At 66.7% G+C, this 14,717-nt stretch carries 17 protein-coding genes and 1 pseudogene; 13 read left to right on the forward strand and 5 right to left on the reverse strand.

Translation table 11 applies throughout. The annotated features are described in order from the left end of the window. Nucleotides 1–2: 2 nt before the first annotated feature. From WME95_RS37260 to WME95_RS37275, 4 genes are all read left to right on the forward strand, one after another. Entirely contained in the window at nucleotides 3–959 is a 957-nt protein-coding gene (locus WME95_RS37260) for a thymidylate synthase (protein ID WP_437904073.1), read from the forward strand. Nucleotides 960–979: 20 nt separating this feature from the next. After that, nucleotides 980–1,216 carry a phosphopantetheine-binding protein gene (locus WME95_RS37265; RefSeq protein ID WP_437904074.1) on the forward strand — a complete coding sequence of 79 codons (237 nt, stop codon included), beginning with the start codon at nucleotides 980–982 and terminating at the stop codon, nucleotides 1,214–1,216. Nucleotides 1,217–1,291: 75 nt separating this feature from the next. After that, nucleotides 1,292–1,885, forward strand: a complete 594-nt coding sequence (locus WME95_RS37270; protein WP_437904075.1) for a hypothetical protein — start codon at nucleotides 1,292–1,294, stop codon at nucleotides 1,883–1,885. Continuing rightward, a complete protein-coding gene (locus WME95_RS37275) occupies nucleotides 1,878–2,369 on the forward strand; it encodes a hypothetical protein (RefSeq protein ID WP_437904076.1) in 492 nt (163 codons plus the stop codon). Before WME95_RS37270 ends, WME95_RS37275 begins: the two co-directional genes overlap by 8 nt. A gap of 129 nt (nucleotides 2,370–2,498) precedes the next feature. Here the strand turns inward: WME95_RS37275 and istB are convergent. Together istB and WME95_RS37285 are read right to left on the reverse strand one after the other, a co-directional pair. Then, a pseudogene (gene istB, locus WME95_RS37280) lies at nucleotides 2,499–3,182 on the reverse strand (IS21-like element helper ATPase IstB); the annotation flags it as partial. A gap of 187 nt (nucleotides 3,183–3,369) precedes the next feature. Then, nucleotides 3,370–3,615: a hypothetical protein gene (locus WME95_RS37285; protein WP_437904077.1), complete on the reverse strand. Its 246-nt coding sequence runs from the start codon at nucleotides 3,613–3,615 to the stop codon at nucleotides 3,370–3,372. A gap of 143 nt (nucleotides 3,616–3,758) precedes the next feature. Here WME95_RS37285 and WME95_RS37290 point away from each other — a divergent pair, with 143 nt between their 5' ends. The 6 genes from WME95_RS37290 (at nucleotide 3,759) to WME95_RS37315 (ending at nucleotide 7,789) form a co-directional block, all read left to right on the forward strand. Then, nucleotides 3,759–4,202 carry a hypothetical protein gene (locus tag WME95_RS37290; protein WP_437904078.1) on the forward strand — a complete coding sequence of 148 codons (444 nt, stop codon included), beginning with the start codon at nucleotides 3,759–3,761 and terminating at the stop codon, nucleotides 4,200–4,202. A 510-nt stretch (nucleotides 4,203–4,712) separates the two neighbouring features. Then, the gene (locus WME95_RS37295) at nucleotides 4,713–5,252 is read left to right on the forward strand and encodes a hypothetical protein (protein WP_437904079.1); all 540 of its coding nucleotides are present in this window, start codon (nucleotides 4,713–4,715) and stop codon (nucleotides 5,250–5,252) included. Further along, nucleotides 5,249–6,013 carry a hypothetical protein gene (locus WME95_RS37300; protein WP_437904080.1) on the forward strand — a complete coding sequence of 255 codons (765 nt, stop codon included), beginning with the start codon at nucleotides 5,249–5,251 and terminating at the stop codon, nucleotides 6,011–6,013. The genes WME95_RS37295 and WME95_RS37300 overlap by 4 nt, the downstream gene beginning before the upstream one ends. Then, complete coding sequence (locus tag WME95_RS37305; protein WP_437553438.1) at nucleotides 6,010–6,576, forward strand: hypothetical protein; 567 nt, start codon at nucleotides 6,010–6,012, stop codon at nucleotides 6,574–6,576. Before WME95_RS37300 ends, WME95_RS37305 begins: the two co-directional genes overlap by 4 nt. Before the next feature lie 308 nt (nucleotides 6,577–6,884). Further along, nucleotides 6,885–7,424 carry a hypothetical protein gene (locus WME95_RS37310; protein ID WP_437800063.1) on the forward strand — a complete coding sequence of 180 codons (540 nt, stop codon included), beginning with the start codon at nucleotides 6,885–6,887 and terminating at the stop codon, nucleotides 7,422–7,424. A gap of 215 nt (nucleotides 7,425–7,639) precedes the next feature. Beyond that, the gene (locus WME95_RS37315; protein ID WP_437553442.1) at nucleotides 7,640–7,789 is read left to right on the forward strand and encodes a hypothetical protein; all 150 of its coding nucleotides are present in this window, start codon (nucleotides 7,640–7,642) and stop codon (nucleotides 7,787–7,789) included. Nucleotides 7,790–7,965: 176 nt separating this feature from the next. On the opposite strand, the gene WME95_RS37320 is transcribed toward WME95_RS37315, so the two are convergent. Beyond that, entirely contained in the window at nucleotides 7,966–8,991 is a 1,026-nt protein-coding gene (locus WME95_RS37320) for a hypothetical protein (protein ID WP_437904081.1), read from the reverse strand. 252 nt (nucleotides 8,992–9,243) lie between these two features. Here WME95_RS37320 and WME95_RS37325 point away from each other — a divergent pair, with 252 nt between their 5' ends. Further along, entirely contained in the window at nucleotides 9,244–9,507 is a 264-nt protein-coding gene (locus WME95_RS37325; protein ID WP_437904082.1) for a hypothetical protein, read from the forward strand. Nucleotides 9,508–9,548: 41 nt separating this feature from the next. On the opposite strand, the gene WME95_RS37330 is transcribed toward WME95_RS37325, so the two are convergent. After that, nucleotides 9,549–11,183 (reverse strand): hypothetical protein, encoded by a 1,635-nt coding sequence (locus tag WME95_RS37330; protein ID WP_437911066.1) that lies wholly within the window; start codon nucleotides 11,181–11,183, stop codon nucleotides 9,549–9,551. 20 nt (nucleotides 11,184–11,203) lie between these two features. Next, the gene (locus WME95_RS37335; RefSeq protein ID WP_437904083.1) at nucleotides 11,204–12,199 is read right to left on the reverse strand and encodes a hypothetical protein; all 996 of its coding nucleotides are present in this window, start codon (nucleotides 12,197–12,199) and stop codon (nucleotides 11,204–11,206) included. Nucleotides 12,200–12,543: 344 nt separating this feature from the next. Here WME95_RS37335 and WME95_RS37340 point away from each other — a divergent pair, with 344 nt between their 5' ends. Beyond that, nucleotides 12,544–13,623, forward strand: coding sequence for a sigma-70 family RNA polymerase sigma factor (locus WME95_RS37340; protein ID WP_437904084.1), 1,080 nt, complete (start codon nucleotides 12,544–12,546; stop codon nucleotides 13,621–13,623). Nucleotides 13,624–13,778: 155 nt separating this feature from the next. Then, nucleotides 13,779–14,663 (forward strand): helix-turn-helix transcriptional regulator, encoded by an 885-nt coding sequence (locus WME95_RS37345; RefSeq protein WP_437904085.1) that lies wholly within the window; start codon nucleotides 13,779–13,781, stop codon nucleotides 14,661–14,663. Nucleotides 14,664–14,717 lie beyond the last annotated feature (54 nt).

Below are 14,717 nucleotides of genomic sequence, written 5' to 3' on the forward strand. Positions count from 1 at the left end.
CGATGACAACTAACGCCTTTTCGCCCCCCGAGTACAAGTGCGCGGACGACCTGATGCGAGCAGCCATCAGAGGTCTTGTCGAGTCTCAGGATCGGTTTTCAGGATTAAAGGGTGACGGCGGCGTTGAGATACTGGGGGCCAGTTTTCGCCTGACAAATCCACGCGCACGTATTAGTCGCTCCGAGATGCGAGGCAAGGTTTACAGCGCGCTAGGCGAACTATTCTGGTGTCTCTCTGGATCGAACAAGCTTAGTTTTATCGAGCACTATCTCAAGGATTATAGTCGCAACAGCGATGACGGGAAAACAGTCCACGGCGCTTATGGGCCAAGATTGTTTGGCGAGAGGGATCTCGACCAAGTCAGGAATATGGTGGATCTGCTAAACAGAAGACGAAACTCGAAGAGGGCCGTAATTCAGATCTTCTCATCGAGCGATATCGTAAAGGATTACAAGGATGTACCCTGTACTTGCACACTGCAGGCCATTCTACGAAGCGATCAGCTCCACCTCATCACACACATGCGCTCGAACGACGCCTATCTCGGACTTCCACATGATATATTTGTGTTTACAATGCTTCAGGAGTTGATCGCACGATCGCTTGGTGCAGAAATAGGCTTCTATCAACACATGGTCGGTCATCTGCATCTCTACGACAAGCATCGGGACATGGCGACGGCCTACTTGAGCGAGGGCTTTCAATCTATTGAGCCAATGCCTCCGATGCCTCAGGAAGACCCCTTACCGCTGCTTCCAAAGCTGCTTGAGGCGGAAGAGGCGATCCGCACGGGTCCGGCTTCTCCGCCTGTGTCGCAATTCCACCCGTACTGGGAAGATATCCTTCGTCTCCTGCGGATCTACTCTGAGAATCGCCACAAGCTCGATGGGTACCGCGAAAGAGTGGAGGGAATCAGGGCTCAAATGAGCTCGTCTGCATACGATGTCTATTTCGCCTAGTAGCGGAATGGGAGGACAACGTGACCAAGAGCCGCAGCAAGGTTGTCGAAATCATTGCGAGAGAGCTTGAGGTGGAGAAAGAAGCTGTCTCTGAGGAATGCTTTCTCGATACACTCGGGGTCGACTCTCCGCATCTCCTCGAAATTGCGTTGGCCATCGAAGAGGAATTCGAGATTGAGATCTCAGATACAGATCTCATCCGTTTTCACACGGTGAGTGATATCATCACCTATGTCAACGATCAGGAGGGCGCCTGATCAGCGGTTCCTGCCCACTCGCCGATGCCGACTGCGTCTCAATGTCTTGCAGTTCTCGCGAAGAAGATCTCAGCAATGTTCAACCAAGAGGAGGACCAGGTGACACTGCCTAACCACTTTATTCTGGAAGGCATCGATCGGGTCGGCAAGGACAAGTTGCTTCATGGCATTCAGCACCGCCTCGGATATCATCAGGTGTTGCACTATCAGAAACCGATGGAACTCGGTTGTTATGCCATGGGAGCATCCAAGGACGAAGCACTGTGCCGGTATCAGGAAGCCAGCTTTCGAACAATGTTCCAGATCCTGCGTGGAGCCCCCTTGGCCAAAGTCATCTTCAATAGAGCCCATCTCGGTGAATGCGTTTATGCTCCAATATATCGCAGGTATTCAGGTGACTACGTGTTTAATCTCGAGCGCGAGTTCAATGTACACCAATTGTCGCACGTGCGGCTCGTCCTGCTCGTCGAGGACTTCGCCGTGAGTAGGCACTTCGTAGATGACGGCCGGAGCCTCGGAGGTGCGGAGAAGCGGCAGGACGAGCAGGCTCTGTTCCGAGGTGCCTTCGACGCATCGGTGGTCCGGGACAAGAGGCTCGTTTGCGTGACGGATCGAGAAACGGGCCAGTTCAGGAGTCCTGATTCGATCCTAGACGAGGTTCTTGCATGAAGTCGCTGCTGGAGCCTTTACTGTGAAAATCTACGTCGCCTCGTCATGGCGCAACACCTATCAGCCGAGTGTTGTTCTTGCACTCCAATCTGCGGGACACGATGTTTACGACTTTCGCCATCCGAGTGCGGGCGAGGTTGGCTTCTCATGGTCTGATGTGGATCCGAGTTGGCAGAACTGGTCGGTGAAGCAGTTCATTCAGGGGCTCCAACACCCTCACGCCCGTCACGCTTTCGGCCGTGATCGGCGCGCCCTTGAATGGTGTGACGTATGCGCCCTCGTTCTTCCCTCGGGTATGAGCGCTCATCTGGAGGCTGGGTGGTGCGCGGGGCGGGGAAAACCCGTTGTGGTGTATGCCCCGGAATTGCGTGAAGCGGAACTTATGTATGGACTCTTCGGTGAGGACGGGGGTGCCCCGATCTACGACACTCTGGAAGAAGTCGTCAGGCAAGTCTCTCTGCTGCGGCTGGAGCACCTGCAATAAACCGCGTGAGATTTTCGCGTGCGGAGACCGCCCATCGTGATCACGCAGATCACGCCATCGTGATCACCGCGATCGCGCATCGTGATCGCCCTCGGAGCGAAGCGACGCTGGTCCGTCGGGGTCTGGGGTTCAGGTCTCGGTGGTCTCCTTGCCCTTGCGGCGCGAGGGGCCCTTCAGCGTGAGGCGGTGCGCGTTGTGGACGATGCGGTCCAGGACGGCGTCGGCGATTGTCGGGTCTCCGAGGTGATCGTGCCACTTTTTGACAGGAATCTGGCTGGTGATGAACGTCGACCGCAGCCCGTGACGGTCCTCGAAGACCTCGAGCAGGTCGCGGCGCTCCTGGTCCTTGAGCGGCGCGAGCCCCCAGTCGTCGAGCACGAGCACGTCGATCTTCGCCAGCCGCCCCAGCAGGCGCGTGTACGTCCCGTCGGCGTGCGCGAGGGCGAGCTCCTCGAGCAGGCGCGGCACGCGCCGGTAGAGGGCGCGGAAGCCAGCGCGGCACGCCTGGTGCGCCAGCGCGCAGGCCAGGTAACTCTTGCCCACGCCGGTCATCCCGGTGATCAGCACGTTGGCGTGGTCGGCGATCCAGCGACCCGACGAGAGCTGGCGGATCTGGGCTCGGTCGAGCTCCCGCTTGGGCGCGTAGTCGATGTCCTCCAGGCACGCGCTCGGGATTCGCAGCTTCGCCTCGCGCAGCAGCCGCCCGATCCGCTTGTTGTCACGGGCGATGTGCTCAGCATCGACGAGCAGCGCGAAGCGGCCATCGAAGTCGAGCTCGGCGATCGCGGGGTCGGTCCGCTGTGTCACCCAGGTGTTCGCCTCCGCAGGGTAGCCGAGCCCACTGTTTGATGCGCTTCTACCTGGAGGAGATGATCCGCGACGCCTTCCACCCGACCGACCTCACGTTGCCAGCGAGGCGAAATGCATGCTGGCGGGTGAACTCTGGCCGCATCGACGCCGCCGTCTTCCTGGTTGAGTACGCGGGGGACGGCTGCGGAGATCAAGGGGCACGCCGGGCGCTCCGCGGGAGCGGCTGCAGCCACAAGATGGACGCACGCGAGCTCGGGATCGCGCCGGCGTCGCGCTGCTTGGTGCCGGAGCAGACAGCGGTCGCGGTCGCGGGGTCGAGGTGGGCGCCGGCGCGCGCGGAGCCGTCGCCGGCGTCGAGGTTCACCTGGATGACTTCGCGCGCGAAGTCGGCACGCCGCGCGTCGGCCAGCTGGCGCCCGTTCTGCGCGACGTACATGGCGCCGGAGCAGAGAGGAAGGCCGCATTCCTTGCTCCGGAGCGGCCGCGGGGGCGCGGAGTCCCCGAGGGCGCGCTACATGGCGCTCGAGCAGACAGGTCGCAGGGCCGAGGTCCGCGACCGCTCCGCGCACGGAGGTCGAGGTGGATACCGGCGAGTTCGGGGCCGTCGATGTCCGTGTGCTCAAGCGCGTCGGGCCCGGCCGTCGCTGGTTGCGAGCGCGGGCGTCCAAGCCGTGCTCGGTCGCGGCACGGCAGAACCGTAAGGCACCGGCGCGGCCTGCCCTTGTCGCGCGGGCGCCGTCGATTGAGGACGGGCGGATGCGCAGCGGCATGATCGAGCTCTTGAACCGCTTGTTCTCCCGCTCCGCTCGCTGGAGTACCGCGCGCGGTGTGATCGAGGTGATGGCGCTCCTGGGCGATCTGCATCGCCTGCGCGAGGTGATCGGCGTAGGCGCGGCTCGGCAGCTCGACGACGCCGAGCGGCCCGCCGGCCGGGGCAATAACGGCGACGACCTCGAGCAGCGGCGAGGACTGCGGGACCGTCCGGGCTGCGGTGCCTGCGGAGCCCCATCGGGCCATCCGTAGCCGATCTCGTGGCTCCCCGCCGATGGCGCCGCGGCGTGTGGCGCTCGCGGGCGGCTCAGACGCACGAGCAACGTCGTGCGGCTCCATGTGCGTGAGCGCTAGCGCGTCGTCGTCGCTGACCGCGCAGGCCACCGCCAAGCGCCGCGCTCGCGGGCGGCATGGCCGCGCGGGCGACGTGGCGCGGTGCCACGCGCGTGGCCGCCACGGCGCGCGGTCACCGCTGCCTGGGCACGGTGCCGCGCTGGGTCGGGCTTGCAGCCGACATCGTGCAGCGCCGGGCGCGTGGCCGGTCGCGCGCACCCGCGGCGGCGCGGCCAGGCAGCTGGCGCCAGCACGTCGACACGCGCTGGCGCCGCGCGGGTAGCTGCTCGCTGGCGCACGCTCTGGACGGTACGACCCCTGGCCAGTGTAATGTGCTCGCCTAGATTCCGTTTGACGCCGATCCTCTGATCAGAAGAATGCCCCGCGTCGGCACGTTGCTCACGAGTTGCGGAAGACGGGAAGGAGACGATGGGCACAAGAAGGCGGCGGATCCCATGGGCGATCCTGGTCAACCCGCTGCTCGTCGTCGTACCGACGCAAGGAGAGGCCTCCGAGCTGAGCGCTGGTGTGAGTCTCGGGTGGCTCCAGGCCGGTACCATTCCGCGCCTCGCGGTGGGGCCGCACGCGGGCATATCTTGGCCCATCCAGCGAGACATCCTGTTCACGGTGCACGACCTGTGCACGATCCTACCCCCGATCCAGGAGGACGGGCTCGGGATCTACAACCAGACCTCGGTGGACGTCGGGTACACGTGGAAGGACGGCAACGTCAGCGCGGGGCCGTCTGTCGCGTTCTACCTCATGCCGGCGTGCGGCGTCACCTTGTGCGGCCACGTCGGTGGCTTGGCCGTAGGCGGCCACGCGCAGACCAACGCGTACGTCGCTGGACCGCTCGGGGTGTCGGTGAGCGTCAACGTGGATTGGGTCGGTCGGGGCAGTCTGGTGCTCCCGGGCTATGTGTCCGTCGTCATTGTTGCTGGTCCTGTGCTTCGATGGAGTGAGAAATGAACGCGAGAAAAGTTCTATTATTGATCTTGGTCATCGCGGTTTGGGCGCTGGCGGCGTGCAACATGACGTTCGGCGACTGCTATCCTGTCGGGGAAGGAACTTCGGGTGCAGGTGCCGGTCCGGGCTCCGAGCCACGCCCCGTCTTCACCTCCTCCGCATCCGGTGACTTCGGGGCCGACCCCCAAGGCGGCGGCGAGGGCAAGATCGCGTGCAACGAGTGGGAGCTCGAAGACGAAGAGGAGAGACCGAGCGACAGCTCGGAGACCCCAACGAGAACTAGCCCGGAGACCCCGCGAGACCAGTGCCCCGGAGCCGGCGATGTAGGGGGAGCCGGAGCGACCTTCCTGAGCTGTAGCGGTGCATGCAGCTCGAAGTGTCCGAAGCCTGGAATGGCCCACTTCGTCTGGGTAGATTTCGATTCGTCGTTCTTTACGTTCGTTACCACTGTCGAGGATGACGGCCGGGGGGCTGCAGGCGGGTACCAACAGGCCAAGACAAACCTGAATTTTAAGCAGGTAAGTTCAGCCGGCACGAGGGAGTGGTCCTGTCCTATCACCATCAAGATGCCGCTCCGGACTGAGTTGATGGGGAAAATCGATCACCTCCGTGCAGCCGAACTCAGCGAGGAGATCACGGAGGAGGTCGCGCAGCTCATGGATTACAATCTTCCGCCGGGAATCTTCTGCGATAGGTTTCACCGCGCGGTGGACGCTGCGTTCAAGTTTAAGTATAAGGGACTTGGCGCCTCGGTGACGAAATGATGGTGATAAACCGCTCGGAATTGCTCGGCGTCGTCTACCGCTTCTACCCGCGGGGCGTGCATAACTTCGCCCGCGTGCACGTGCCTCCCCACGAGACCTTCTACGACGACACAGAAGAGCACCGCCGCCTGGTGGAAGCCGCAGACCGCGGGCGGGCGGAGTACCCGACGTGGAAAGCAATGATCCACCGCATGTACGAACGATACCGCCTTCAAAACGAGTCGCTCAGCCTTGTGGCAGGGGGGAGCGACCCGGCGTACTCGGCCCGCATCTATCGCCCCAAGGACTTGGAGCCCGTTCCCTCGCCCAACAGCAGGGCTTCGCTCAGCTTCCACGTGAGCCTCCTCGGGCCCTATTATGGGATCCACGATACGGGCGAGCCCGACGAGATACCGGCGGCGGTCGCAGAAGAGATCGAGGCCACGTACCCCGGTTACCAGACGATCCCGCCGGAGCTCGGGAACGAGGTGGTGCCGGACGTGGCGATGGACGGGGCGTTGATGGGCGAGGCGACGATCTACATGTGCCTCTTCTCGAAGGTCTGGACTTGGGTGGATCCGTAACTACTCCCCCCCGGGCAGTCGCCGTCCACGTGGGTGAGCTCGGGCGCTTCGTCCTCGGAAGCGCTCGCGGGGAGCTCGGCGGCGCTCCGCCGCCGCGGCGCGACCGTGGCGATGCGCGCCGGGGGACCTCAGGCGGCTCGCACCGGCAGGGGATCATCTGCTCCAGGGATGGGTGTCCGGATAAGCTTTCGGACTTTCTGAACGACCCTACGTGATCCTATGTGATCCTTCTGTGATAGGTTTCACCGCGCGGTGGACGCTGCGTTCAAATCCGAGTACAAAAGGCTCGGTGCCTCGGTGACGAATCCATGAAGACAACTCGCTCCGAGCTGCTCGACATCATCTACCGATTCTACCCGCGGGGTGTGCAACAAATCATGCGCATCTATGTGCCTCCGGGCGAGCCCGTCTACGAGGACACGGAGGAGCACGGCCGCCTGGTGGAAGCCGCAAACCGCGGGCGAGCGGCGTACCCGACGTGGGAAGCGATGATCCACCGTATGTACGAACGATACGGCCTTCACAACGAGTCGCTCAACCTGTTTGCGGGGGGGATCGACCCGGCATACTCGGCCCGCATCTGGCTCACTGAAAAAACGGCGCTCAGCTTCCACGTGTCCTTGCTCGGCCCATACTACGGGATCCACCTCCCCGGCATCCCCGAGGAGGAGCCGGTGGCGCGCGAGGTCGCCCGGGAGATCGAGGCCACGTACCCCGGTTACCAGCCGATCCCGCCGGAGATCGGGAACGAGCTGGTGCCAGATGTCGACATGTATTGGTCGTTGATGGGCAAGGCGACGATCTACGTGTGCCTCTTCTCAGGTGTCTGGACTTCGGTGGATCCGTAGCCATTCCGTGGCGTCCGCCGTCCCATGGCCGGATTCGGCGCCACGGTTTGCGGAGCGCCCGCGGGCGTCGAGCTCGACGCCCGCGGGCGCGCGATGAAGCCGGCGTCGCCCATGGCGCCGGAGCAGATAGCGGGGCCGCGGCGTCAAGGAATACCGCGGCGTGGTCCGCACCTTCCGGCGGACCGGCGGCGGTGGTTGATGAAAAGGACGGGTGCATGATGAAAAGAGCGTGTTCTCCCGGGTGCGGCGCGGGGGCTGTCTACTTCAGCGCGGAGCCCCGGGATTGGGTGTGGGTCGCCGTGGCCCTGCTCGTGCTCGTCGGCATGGGCGCGGCGCTCGTCCTCGGCTTCACGCGCCGTCGCTGAAGCGGTAGGCCGCCCGCACCCCGGAGGGGGCCCGCTCCCTTGTCCTTCCGGTCGGCAGTGGCCGTCGCCGCAATCGGCTGGAGCGCGGCGATGGTTCCCGCGATCACGCCATGGCGGATCGCCCGAGGCGTATGCGCTTCACACCGTTTGCAGGGTTCGCCTGAAGTGTCGTGATCCTATTCAGGGAAACGCAGCGTCTCGACCCGGGTGCCGTCCTCCCCTCGGATCTCTTCACCAGACCAATCCCAGCTCACGCCGCCCTTGCCCGGCGGTCCGAGATCGTAGGTGACGTCCTCCAGCGTGAGCTGGTCCTCGTCGAGGGTTGCGATGCCGATCGAGTCGCCGCCGCGTCCGGGGCCGCCGTAGCCGCCGTCGCCTCCTCGGCCTCCGTCGCCGCCGCCACACGACCACGTGCCGTCCCCCACGGCCCCGCCTGGCATGCCCCAGCCGCCATCGCCGCCTCGCTCCGGCGCCCCGCCGTCCCCACCCGACCCGGCGAGGCGCGTCGTGAGCAGGCTGTCGCGCACCGTCAGCTTGGCGTGAAGCACGGCGATTCCGATGCTGGGCTGGCCGTTCCCGCCCCCTCGGCCGCCTCGGCCACCGCAGCCCCCCGCGCCGCCCGAGCCGCCGCCGGCGCCTCCCTTGGAGGCCACGCCGCACACGGCGAGCCCGCCACGACGCCCGCCTCCTCCGCCGCCGCCTTGGCCCGGCATGCCGCGGATGCCATCGGCTGCCCTGTCGCCCTCCCATCCGGTCTCGGTGAGCCGCCCGATGCCCTCGCCAGATGCGCCGATCGCACCCCACTTGCCGTTTTTCCCGTTGAAGCCGCTGTAGCAGCCAACGTCTTCGCGGTTGCCAAGTCCTCCTTGCCCTTCGTGGCCGAGGTCCGGCGCGGGTACGGGCTCGCCGGCCTCCCCGTCTCCAGCGCCGTCGGCACGCCCGTCTCCTCCCTTGCCACCGACGGTCGGGATCCCGCCCTCGCACGGGTTCACCACCGCGGGCCCGCCGGCGACAACGGCGCCCGAGCACGCATCCCCGCCGTAGATGCCGTGCGGCCCGTCGGGTGCTCCGTCCGGCCCGGGCCACTCCTCGCCATGGCCGCCCCCGTTTCCGGGGGATGCGCTGATCTCGCTCCGGGTGAGCTCCACCGCGGTACCCGACCGGACGAGCATCCCGATATAGGTTTGGCCCAGGATGGTCACGTGGTCGATCGTCGAGACTCCATCCGCCGCCCCGGTGTCGCCGGCGCCCGCCGGCTCGACGGTCAGAGCAATGGCGAATGGTCTCTCACGGACGATGAGGCCGGTTGTAACACCCTCTTTGAAGCGTTCGAATGTTTGGCAATCAACGCCCCCGTAGAGGTCCACGCCGGAGGGTAGGATGAGGGACTCTTCGAAGACGTCGTTGCACGCGAACACCCTTCCTCGACCGATGCGCGCCAGGGCAATCGCGCGATGGAGAGAGCGGACCGGCTTGTTCTTCGTGCCTGGATTCGCATCGTCGCCGCCAAAGAAGGGCCCGGCGACAAACACGCCACAGCCGTCGGCCAGCCGATCGGCGGCAAGGTGCTCGAGGCAGACGGCTTCCGGCGGTGGTTCGTCCTGGCACGACGATGTGAGCGCGCAGGGCGGACCATCGGCATCGATGGGGCCTGGCGCGCTCTCGCAGCCAACCGCGGCGAAAGAAAGAGCCAGGAGCAGGCCAATCGTGCGTTTTGACGTCATCGGCATTCCTCGACGGCTGCGCCGCGATGAGCGACTCAACGGGGCGGCTCGTTTGCCGCACCGAAAGGATAGAGTGGACCCCATGGGCCGCTCGCCCCTCGGCCCACCTCGTCGTCTAAGGCAGCGTTTCCTGCATAGCCGCCATCTCCTGCGTGCCCAACGTCGATGATCGTGCCGGGCAGGATGGCCAGATGGGGGACCACGTACGCGATGCCGATCGCAGCGCCGCCGAGCCCACCGCCGGCATCACCGCCGTGGCCGCCGCTGCCTCCACGGCCGCCGCTGCACGCGTCCCACATGTCGCCATAGCCGAGCCCACCGCGACCGCCCTTCAGCCCAACGCCGCCTGGTTGGCCCGTTCCGCCGACCCCGCCATCGCCGCCGTTGCCCGCGACAACCTTCGTGGCGTCGAGTTCCAGCTCCGAGTCCTCCAGTGCGACGATGGCGATGCTCGCGCCACCATAGCCGCCGCCCCGGCCTCCCTCGCCCCCGCAACCCCCGCTCCCCCCCGAGCCACCGGCCGCACCGCTCTGGGGGCGGCTTACAGGGCACGCAACCATGTCGCCGCGCGACTTGCTGCCGCCACCGCCGCCCCCCCCTTGGCCGGCGCCGCCCTTCTTTCCATCCTCACCCCGGACGCCGACCCATCCGTGGATGTCGAGGTAGCCTTCACCTTTCGCGCCGTCAGCGCGGCCACGGCTGGCACCGGGCGCGCCGTCTTCCCCCTTCGTGCACTGATCGCCGCCCGCGCCGAGCCCCGCAGCCCCGAAGCGTTGCGGATTTCCCGCGGGCTCCGGCTTTCCTGGCGCGCCATCGCCGCCGCCGTCAAGCCCGCCGTCGCCGCCATATCCGCCCGTCGACTCGATGCCGTCGTCGCAGGAGTTGACAACCGGCAGGGCGCCCACAGCGGCGTCCACGGTGCAGGCGAGCGCGCCGTCGTTCCCCGGCGCTCCGTCCTTCGCGCGGACGCTGAGCGCGTCCTTGCCCGGCTCCCCGACCTTGCCGTCGCCAGCGATGACATCGCTCGACACCACCTTCGCCTTGGCCCCCTGGCTCAAGATCATCGCGATCGACGACTTGCCGTCGTCCGCGGACGCATCCGCCGCCACGGCGCGCACGCCGAAGATCACGGACGTCGCGTCGTCCCCTGCGACGACCGCGTCGCTCCCCCCGAGGACCCGCAGCGGGATCCCCACCGGCGGAGCGATGATCGTCGGATGATCCGGTCCGTCGAACGATCCCGCATACGACCAGTCGCCGCCGTCACAGAGGCGTCCGCCCCACAGATCGACCCCCGAAGGCAGCGTGATCGTCTCCGCGAACTCCCCTCCACACGCGTACACGCGCCGGGTCGGCTCCTCGCGGTGGCCTCGCCCGTGCGCGGCGAGCCCGATCGCGCGTTGCAAGGTCTTGACCGGCGCGTCCTTCGTTCCGGGGTGCCTGTCGTTGCCTGACGACCCGCTGACGAACACCCCGCATTCGTCCAGCGCCGGCGCGGTACCAGGCGCTCCTGCGCAGGGGTCGGGCGGAGGCTCCGGATCGGGGGCGCAGTCCAGCCCTTCCCAGCAAGCATCGGAATAACGGCACGCGGTCGACGCGCCCGCGCTCCACGCGCACAGCACCACGGCGAAGACGGAAGCTCGAGCGCTTCGGCCGCCCTGCGAATGCATCTCCACCGCCCCTCCTGACCTCACCAGCTTCCCTCGATCCTCACGCCGGTCTCACGCCCGGCCGCCACGGGCGAGACGTGGATCCGCTCCTGAGCCGGCGAGAGCCCCAGGAAGGAGAGGTCCGTGAAGAAGGACGCGGCCGTCGCTGCGCCGAGCACACCCCCCGTGATGAGCAGGGCCGTGCCCAAGCCGTCGGAGAGGTTGCGCTCGTCGAGGAGGCGGCGCAGGGCGCCGCACGAGGAGCGCTGGGACGCTTGCCAGCACATCGACGAGCTGGACGTCCGACCACGCGTGAGCCCGTCGCGTTGCTCGCTCGCGTCACCATCCAGCGTGCTGGCCCTGATCATCAGGACGGCGCCCGTCGACAGGGTGGCCGTCGTGGCGGTGATTCCCGCGATACGCAGCGTCCCCGGCCAGGAAGCCCACGGGCTGGGGGCCTGCGCGCGCACGGCGGGTGAAGAGCTCCTGGTCTTCGGCGTCTCCTTAGGTGAACCCAGCGCGCTCTCCGGAGCTTGGCTCACCGCCATACGCGCCAATGGCATTCTGACGTTGTACGCCGTTGCGGCCACAGCCCCGAACTCATGGAAACCATCCTGGCGGCCCGGTGCGCGGGCCCGCACCATGCGTTGGCCGGGCTCCAAGAATAGCTTGTACGTCCGCGCGACCCGGCCTACCCACTTGCCGTCGACGAGCACCTCGGCATCCGGCGGATCGACCGAGAGCACGAGTGTCGCGACGTGCGATGTTGCCTCGCGCTCTCCTTTCTCGAATCGTAGCTGAAGCGCGAGCGGCAGCGCCGTGCGCTGCTCGAGGCTAAAGGCCAGGTGCTCGGCGGCATCGCGGTACTTGCGCAGCGCGAGCTCGCAGAGACCAAGCTCGCCGGCGAGCTCCGCGCGCTCTCGTTCCGTGCTGGACGCTGGGTCTGCTGCCTCCAAGGCGGCCTTGAAGGCGGCGTATGCCTCGGTCCACTGCCCGGCGTTGCGTGCCCTGCGACCGCGGCGAACATGGTCCTTCACCGTTGCGCCGTCACGTGGTCCTGGCTCCGGATAGGCGTCCTCCGCGCTGGCCGAGCTCGCAGCGCCGGATGCGGCGAGGAGCGCAGAGAAGAGCAGAGCGCATGCGGAACATCGCATGGTTGGACGGTACTCGCGCCGGCCGCGCGGCGTCAACGAGAGCGAATCGATGCAAAGCGGCCCTGGCAGTGGCAAATTGCGTTCGGGTGCGGCAATGCGATCGCGTGTTCGCGGCAGCGAGCACCCGATCGCCTGAACACATGTATCGGTGCCACCTGGTGCTACCAAAGTTGCCGCTGCTTGCACTTTCCTGCACCGTTTCGAGCGGCTCAGGGATGCTACCTACCGTGGGCAAGCCAGCGACCCATCTCCTCAGCTTCAACCGCTTCCGGCGCCTGGCCAGGCTTCACGGCGTGCCGGCGCGCGACGCCGAGGACGTCGCGCAGAACGCGCTGCTGCGGGGATTGGAAGTGACGAGGCGGGTCGAGCTGAGCGGCGATCCGGCGCGCTACTTCGTCACGATCGCCCTCAACGAGGCACGGAAGCACAGGCGGAACGAGCGCCGCCGCGGAGAGGTGCTGACGCCGTTCGAGGAGCGCGATCCCCGAGACGAATGCCCCACGCCGGAGGAACTGCTGCGCTTGCGGCAGCGGGAAGAGCTGACCCGAGACTTGCTCGACCGGGTCGGCCCCAAGTACCGGGATCTCTTGGTCAAGCACGAGATCGAGGGGACACCGCTCTCCGCGATCGCCGCCGAGCTGAACGTCTCGTTGGACACAGTGAGGGCGCAGCACCGCCGGGCTTGGGATCGACTCGATGCGGCTTTCAAGCGGTGGAGGGCCCAGCAACCCGCGCACGGTAGGGACGAGAGCGCCTGCGTCCCGCTGGTGCTCGGGCTGGACCGCCGTGCGTCGTGGACGGCCTGGCTGCGCCGGCTGGGCGTGAGGATCGTCGTCCAAGTTGCGTTCGTCGTGTTGACCGGCGCGCTCCTCTCGGCGGTGCCGCCGCTGCCCAGCGCGGAATCGTGGCTGCCCCCGTCGGCATTCCGCGCACCGGGGCGCGCGCCCGCACCAGACGACGTCACGACGCAAGGCTCACGTGACAGTGCGCATTCCGCTGCCGCGCCCGCCGTGCCCGAGAGCTCGTCGCCGGCGGCAACAGGCAGTGCGCGCGCTGAGGCTGTGGCGCGCAGCACGCCCGCGCCCTCTGTGACGACAGCACCTCGTAACTCGTCCCCGGGAAGCCCCGTGCGGCCAACTGTCACCGCACGCGAGATGCGCCTGATCAGCCAGGCCCGAAGGGCCATTGAGGACAACGACGGAGAGGGCGATCACGAGGCGCGCCAGCTGCTCGAAGCCCATGCGCGTGAGTTTCCGCGCGGCCGGCTCGCAGCGGAGCGCGAAGCGCTGCTCAGGCTCATTCGCTGAATCATCGGCCGTCGATCGACGGCGAGCTGGCGGTGACGCTGGTGGTGTCTTCAGACCAGACAGCACAGGGCCGAGATCCGCCTTGCGTTCCGACAAGAACGTTCACGTCCAGGAGACGAAACGCGATGACTACGATGGAGGATGTGCTTGGTGCGATGTGGCTCATTTCGCCGCTCGGGCTTGCGATGATCGCCTGCGTCGCGATCGGCTTCGCGGTCACCGCGCGCGAAGCGCTGGGACGCGAGCGCGGGCTTCGCGAGGCGCGCGAGCACGCGCATGACGACGAGGAGGCAGCCCTCACCGATGCGAAGGCGCAGGTCGCGGGGGAGCGGGACCGGTACCGGCGTCTTCTGGACTGTCACGTCGACGCGGCGCTCGCAGAGCTGACAGTCGCCCGCGCGCGCCCCGTCCCCTGGCCAGGAAGGATCCTCGAGTCGTTCTGTGCGACGACGCCTTCATGGAGGAGAAAGCTGGCCGAGAGCACGGGGTTGGAACCGAGGGAGGTGGAGCGCTTGCTGAGGAGCGAGCTCCCCATGACGCCCGGCCTCGCGCGGCAGCTGGAAGCCTTCACCGGCACGCCCGCGCGGTACTGGGAGCGCCTGTGGCGGCTACACGACGACTACCGAACGGACGCAGAGGAGACCGTCATGATCTCGGTCGGCGAGCCCGTCACCAAGCGCGAGAGCTCGGCGCGTCCGGCGTCGTCGACGGCCCCGAGCTCGGCGCCGCCGACGCCGCCGACTCCGCCGACGGTACCTCCCCGCGCGCTCGACGTTCCTCCGCCTGTTGTGCTCTCTCCCGAGCTCGCGGCCAGGAGCCCGCGCGCGAAGCTCCCGCCGCCTCCGCAGCTGCGCCTTAGGTCGCCGCTCCCTGTCCGCGCCGCCACGGGGCCAGAGCTCGCCCAGCGCGCCGCCACGCTGACGAGCTTCCCGGTACAGCGTGACGAAGGGGGGGCGAGCTCCGCCAACGGGGCCGATTGGGAGGACGCAGAGCGCTCTCCGCTGAACACGACCCTTCCGGGAGTGGGGAGCCATGGGTGAGCGCAGCCGTGCCTCGCATTCATCATAGGGTGCGATTTCGCAAGGGGGGTAAAG

The sequence above is a fragment of the Sorangium sp. So ce327 genome (genome assembly GCF_051530205.1).
GTDB classification, from domain to species: Bacteria; Myxococcota_A; Polyangia; order Polyangiales; family Polyangiaceae; genus Sorangium; species Sorangium cellulosum_B.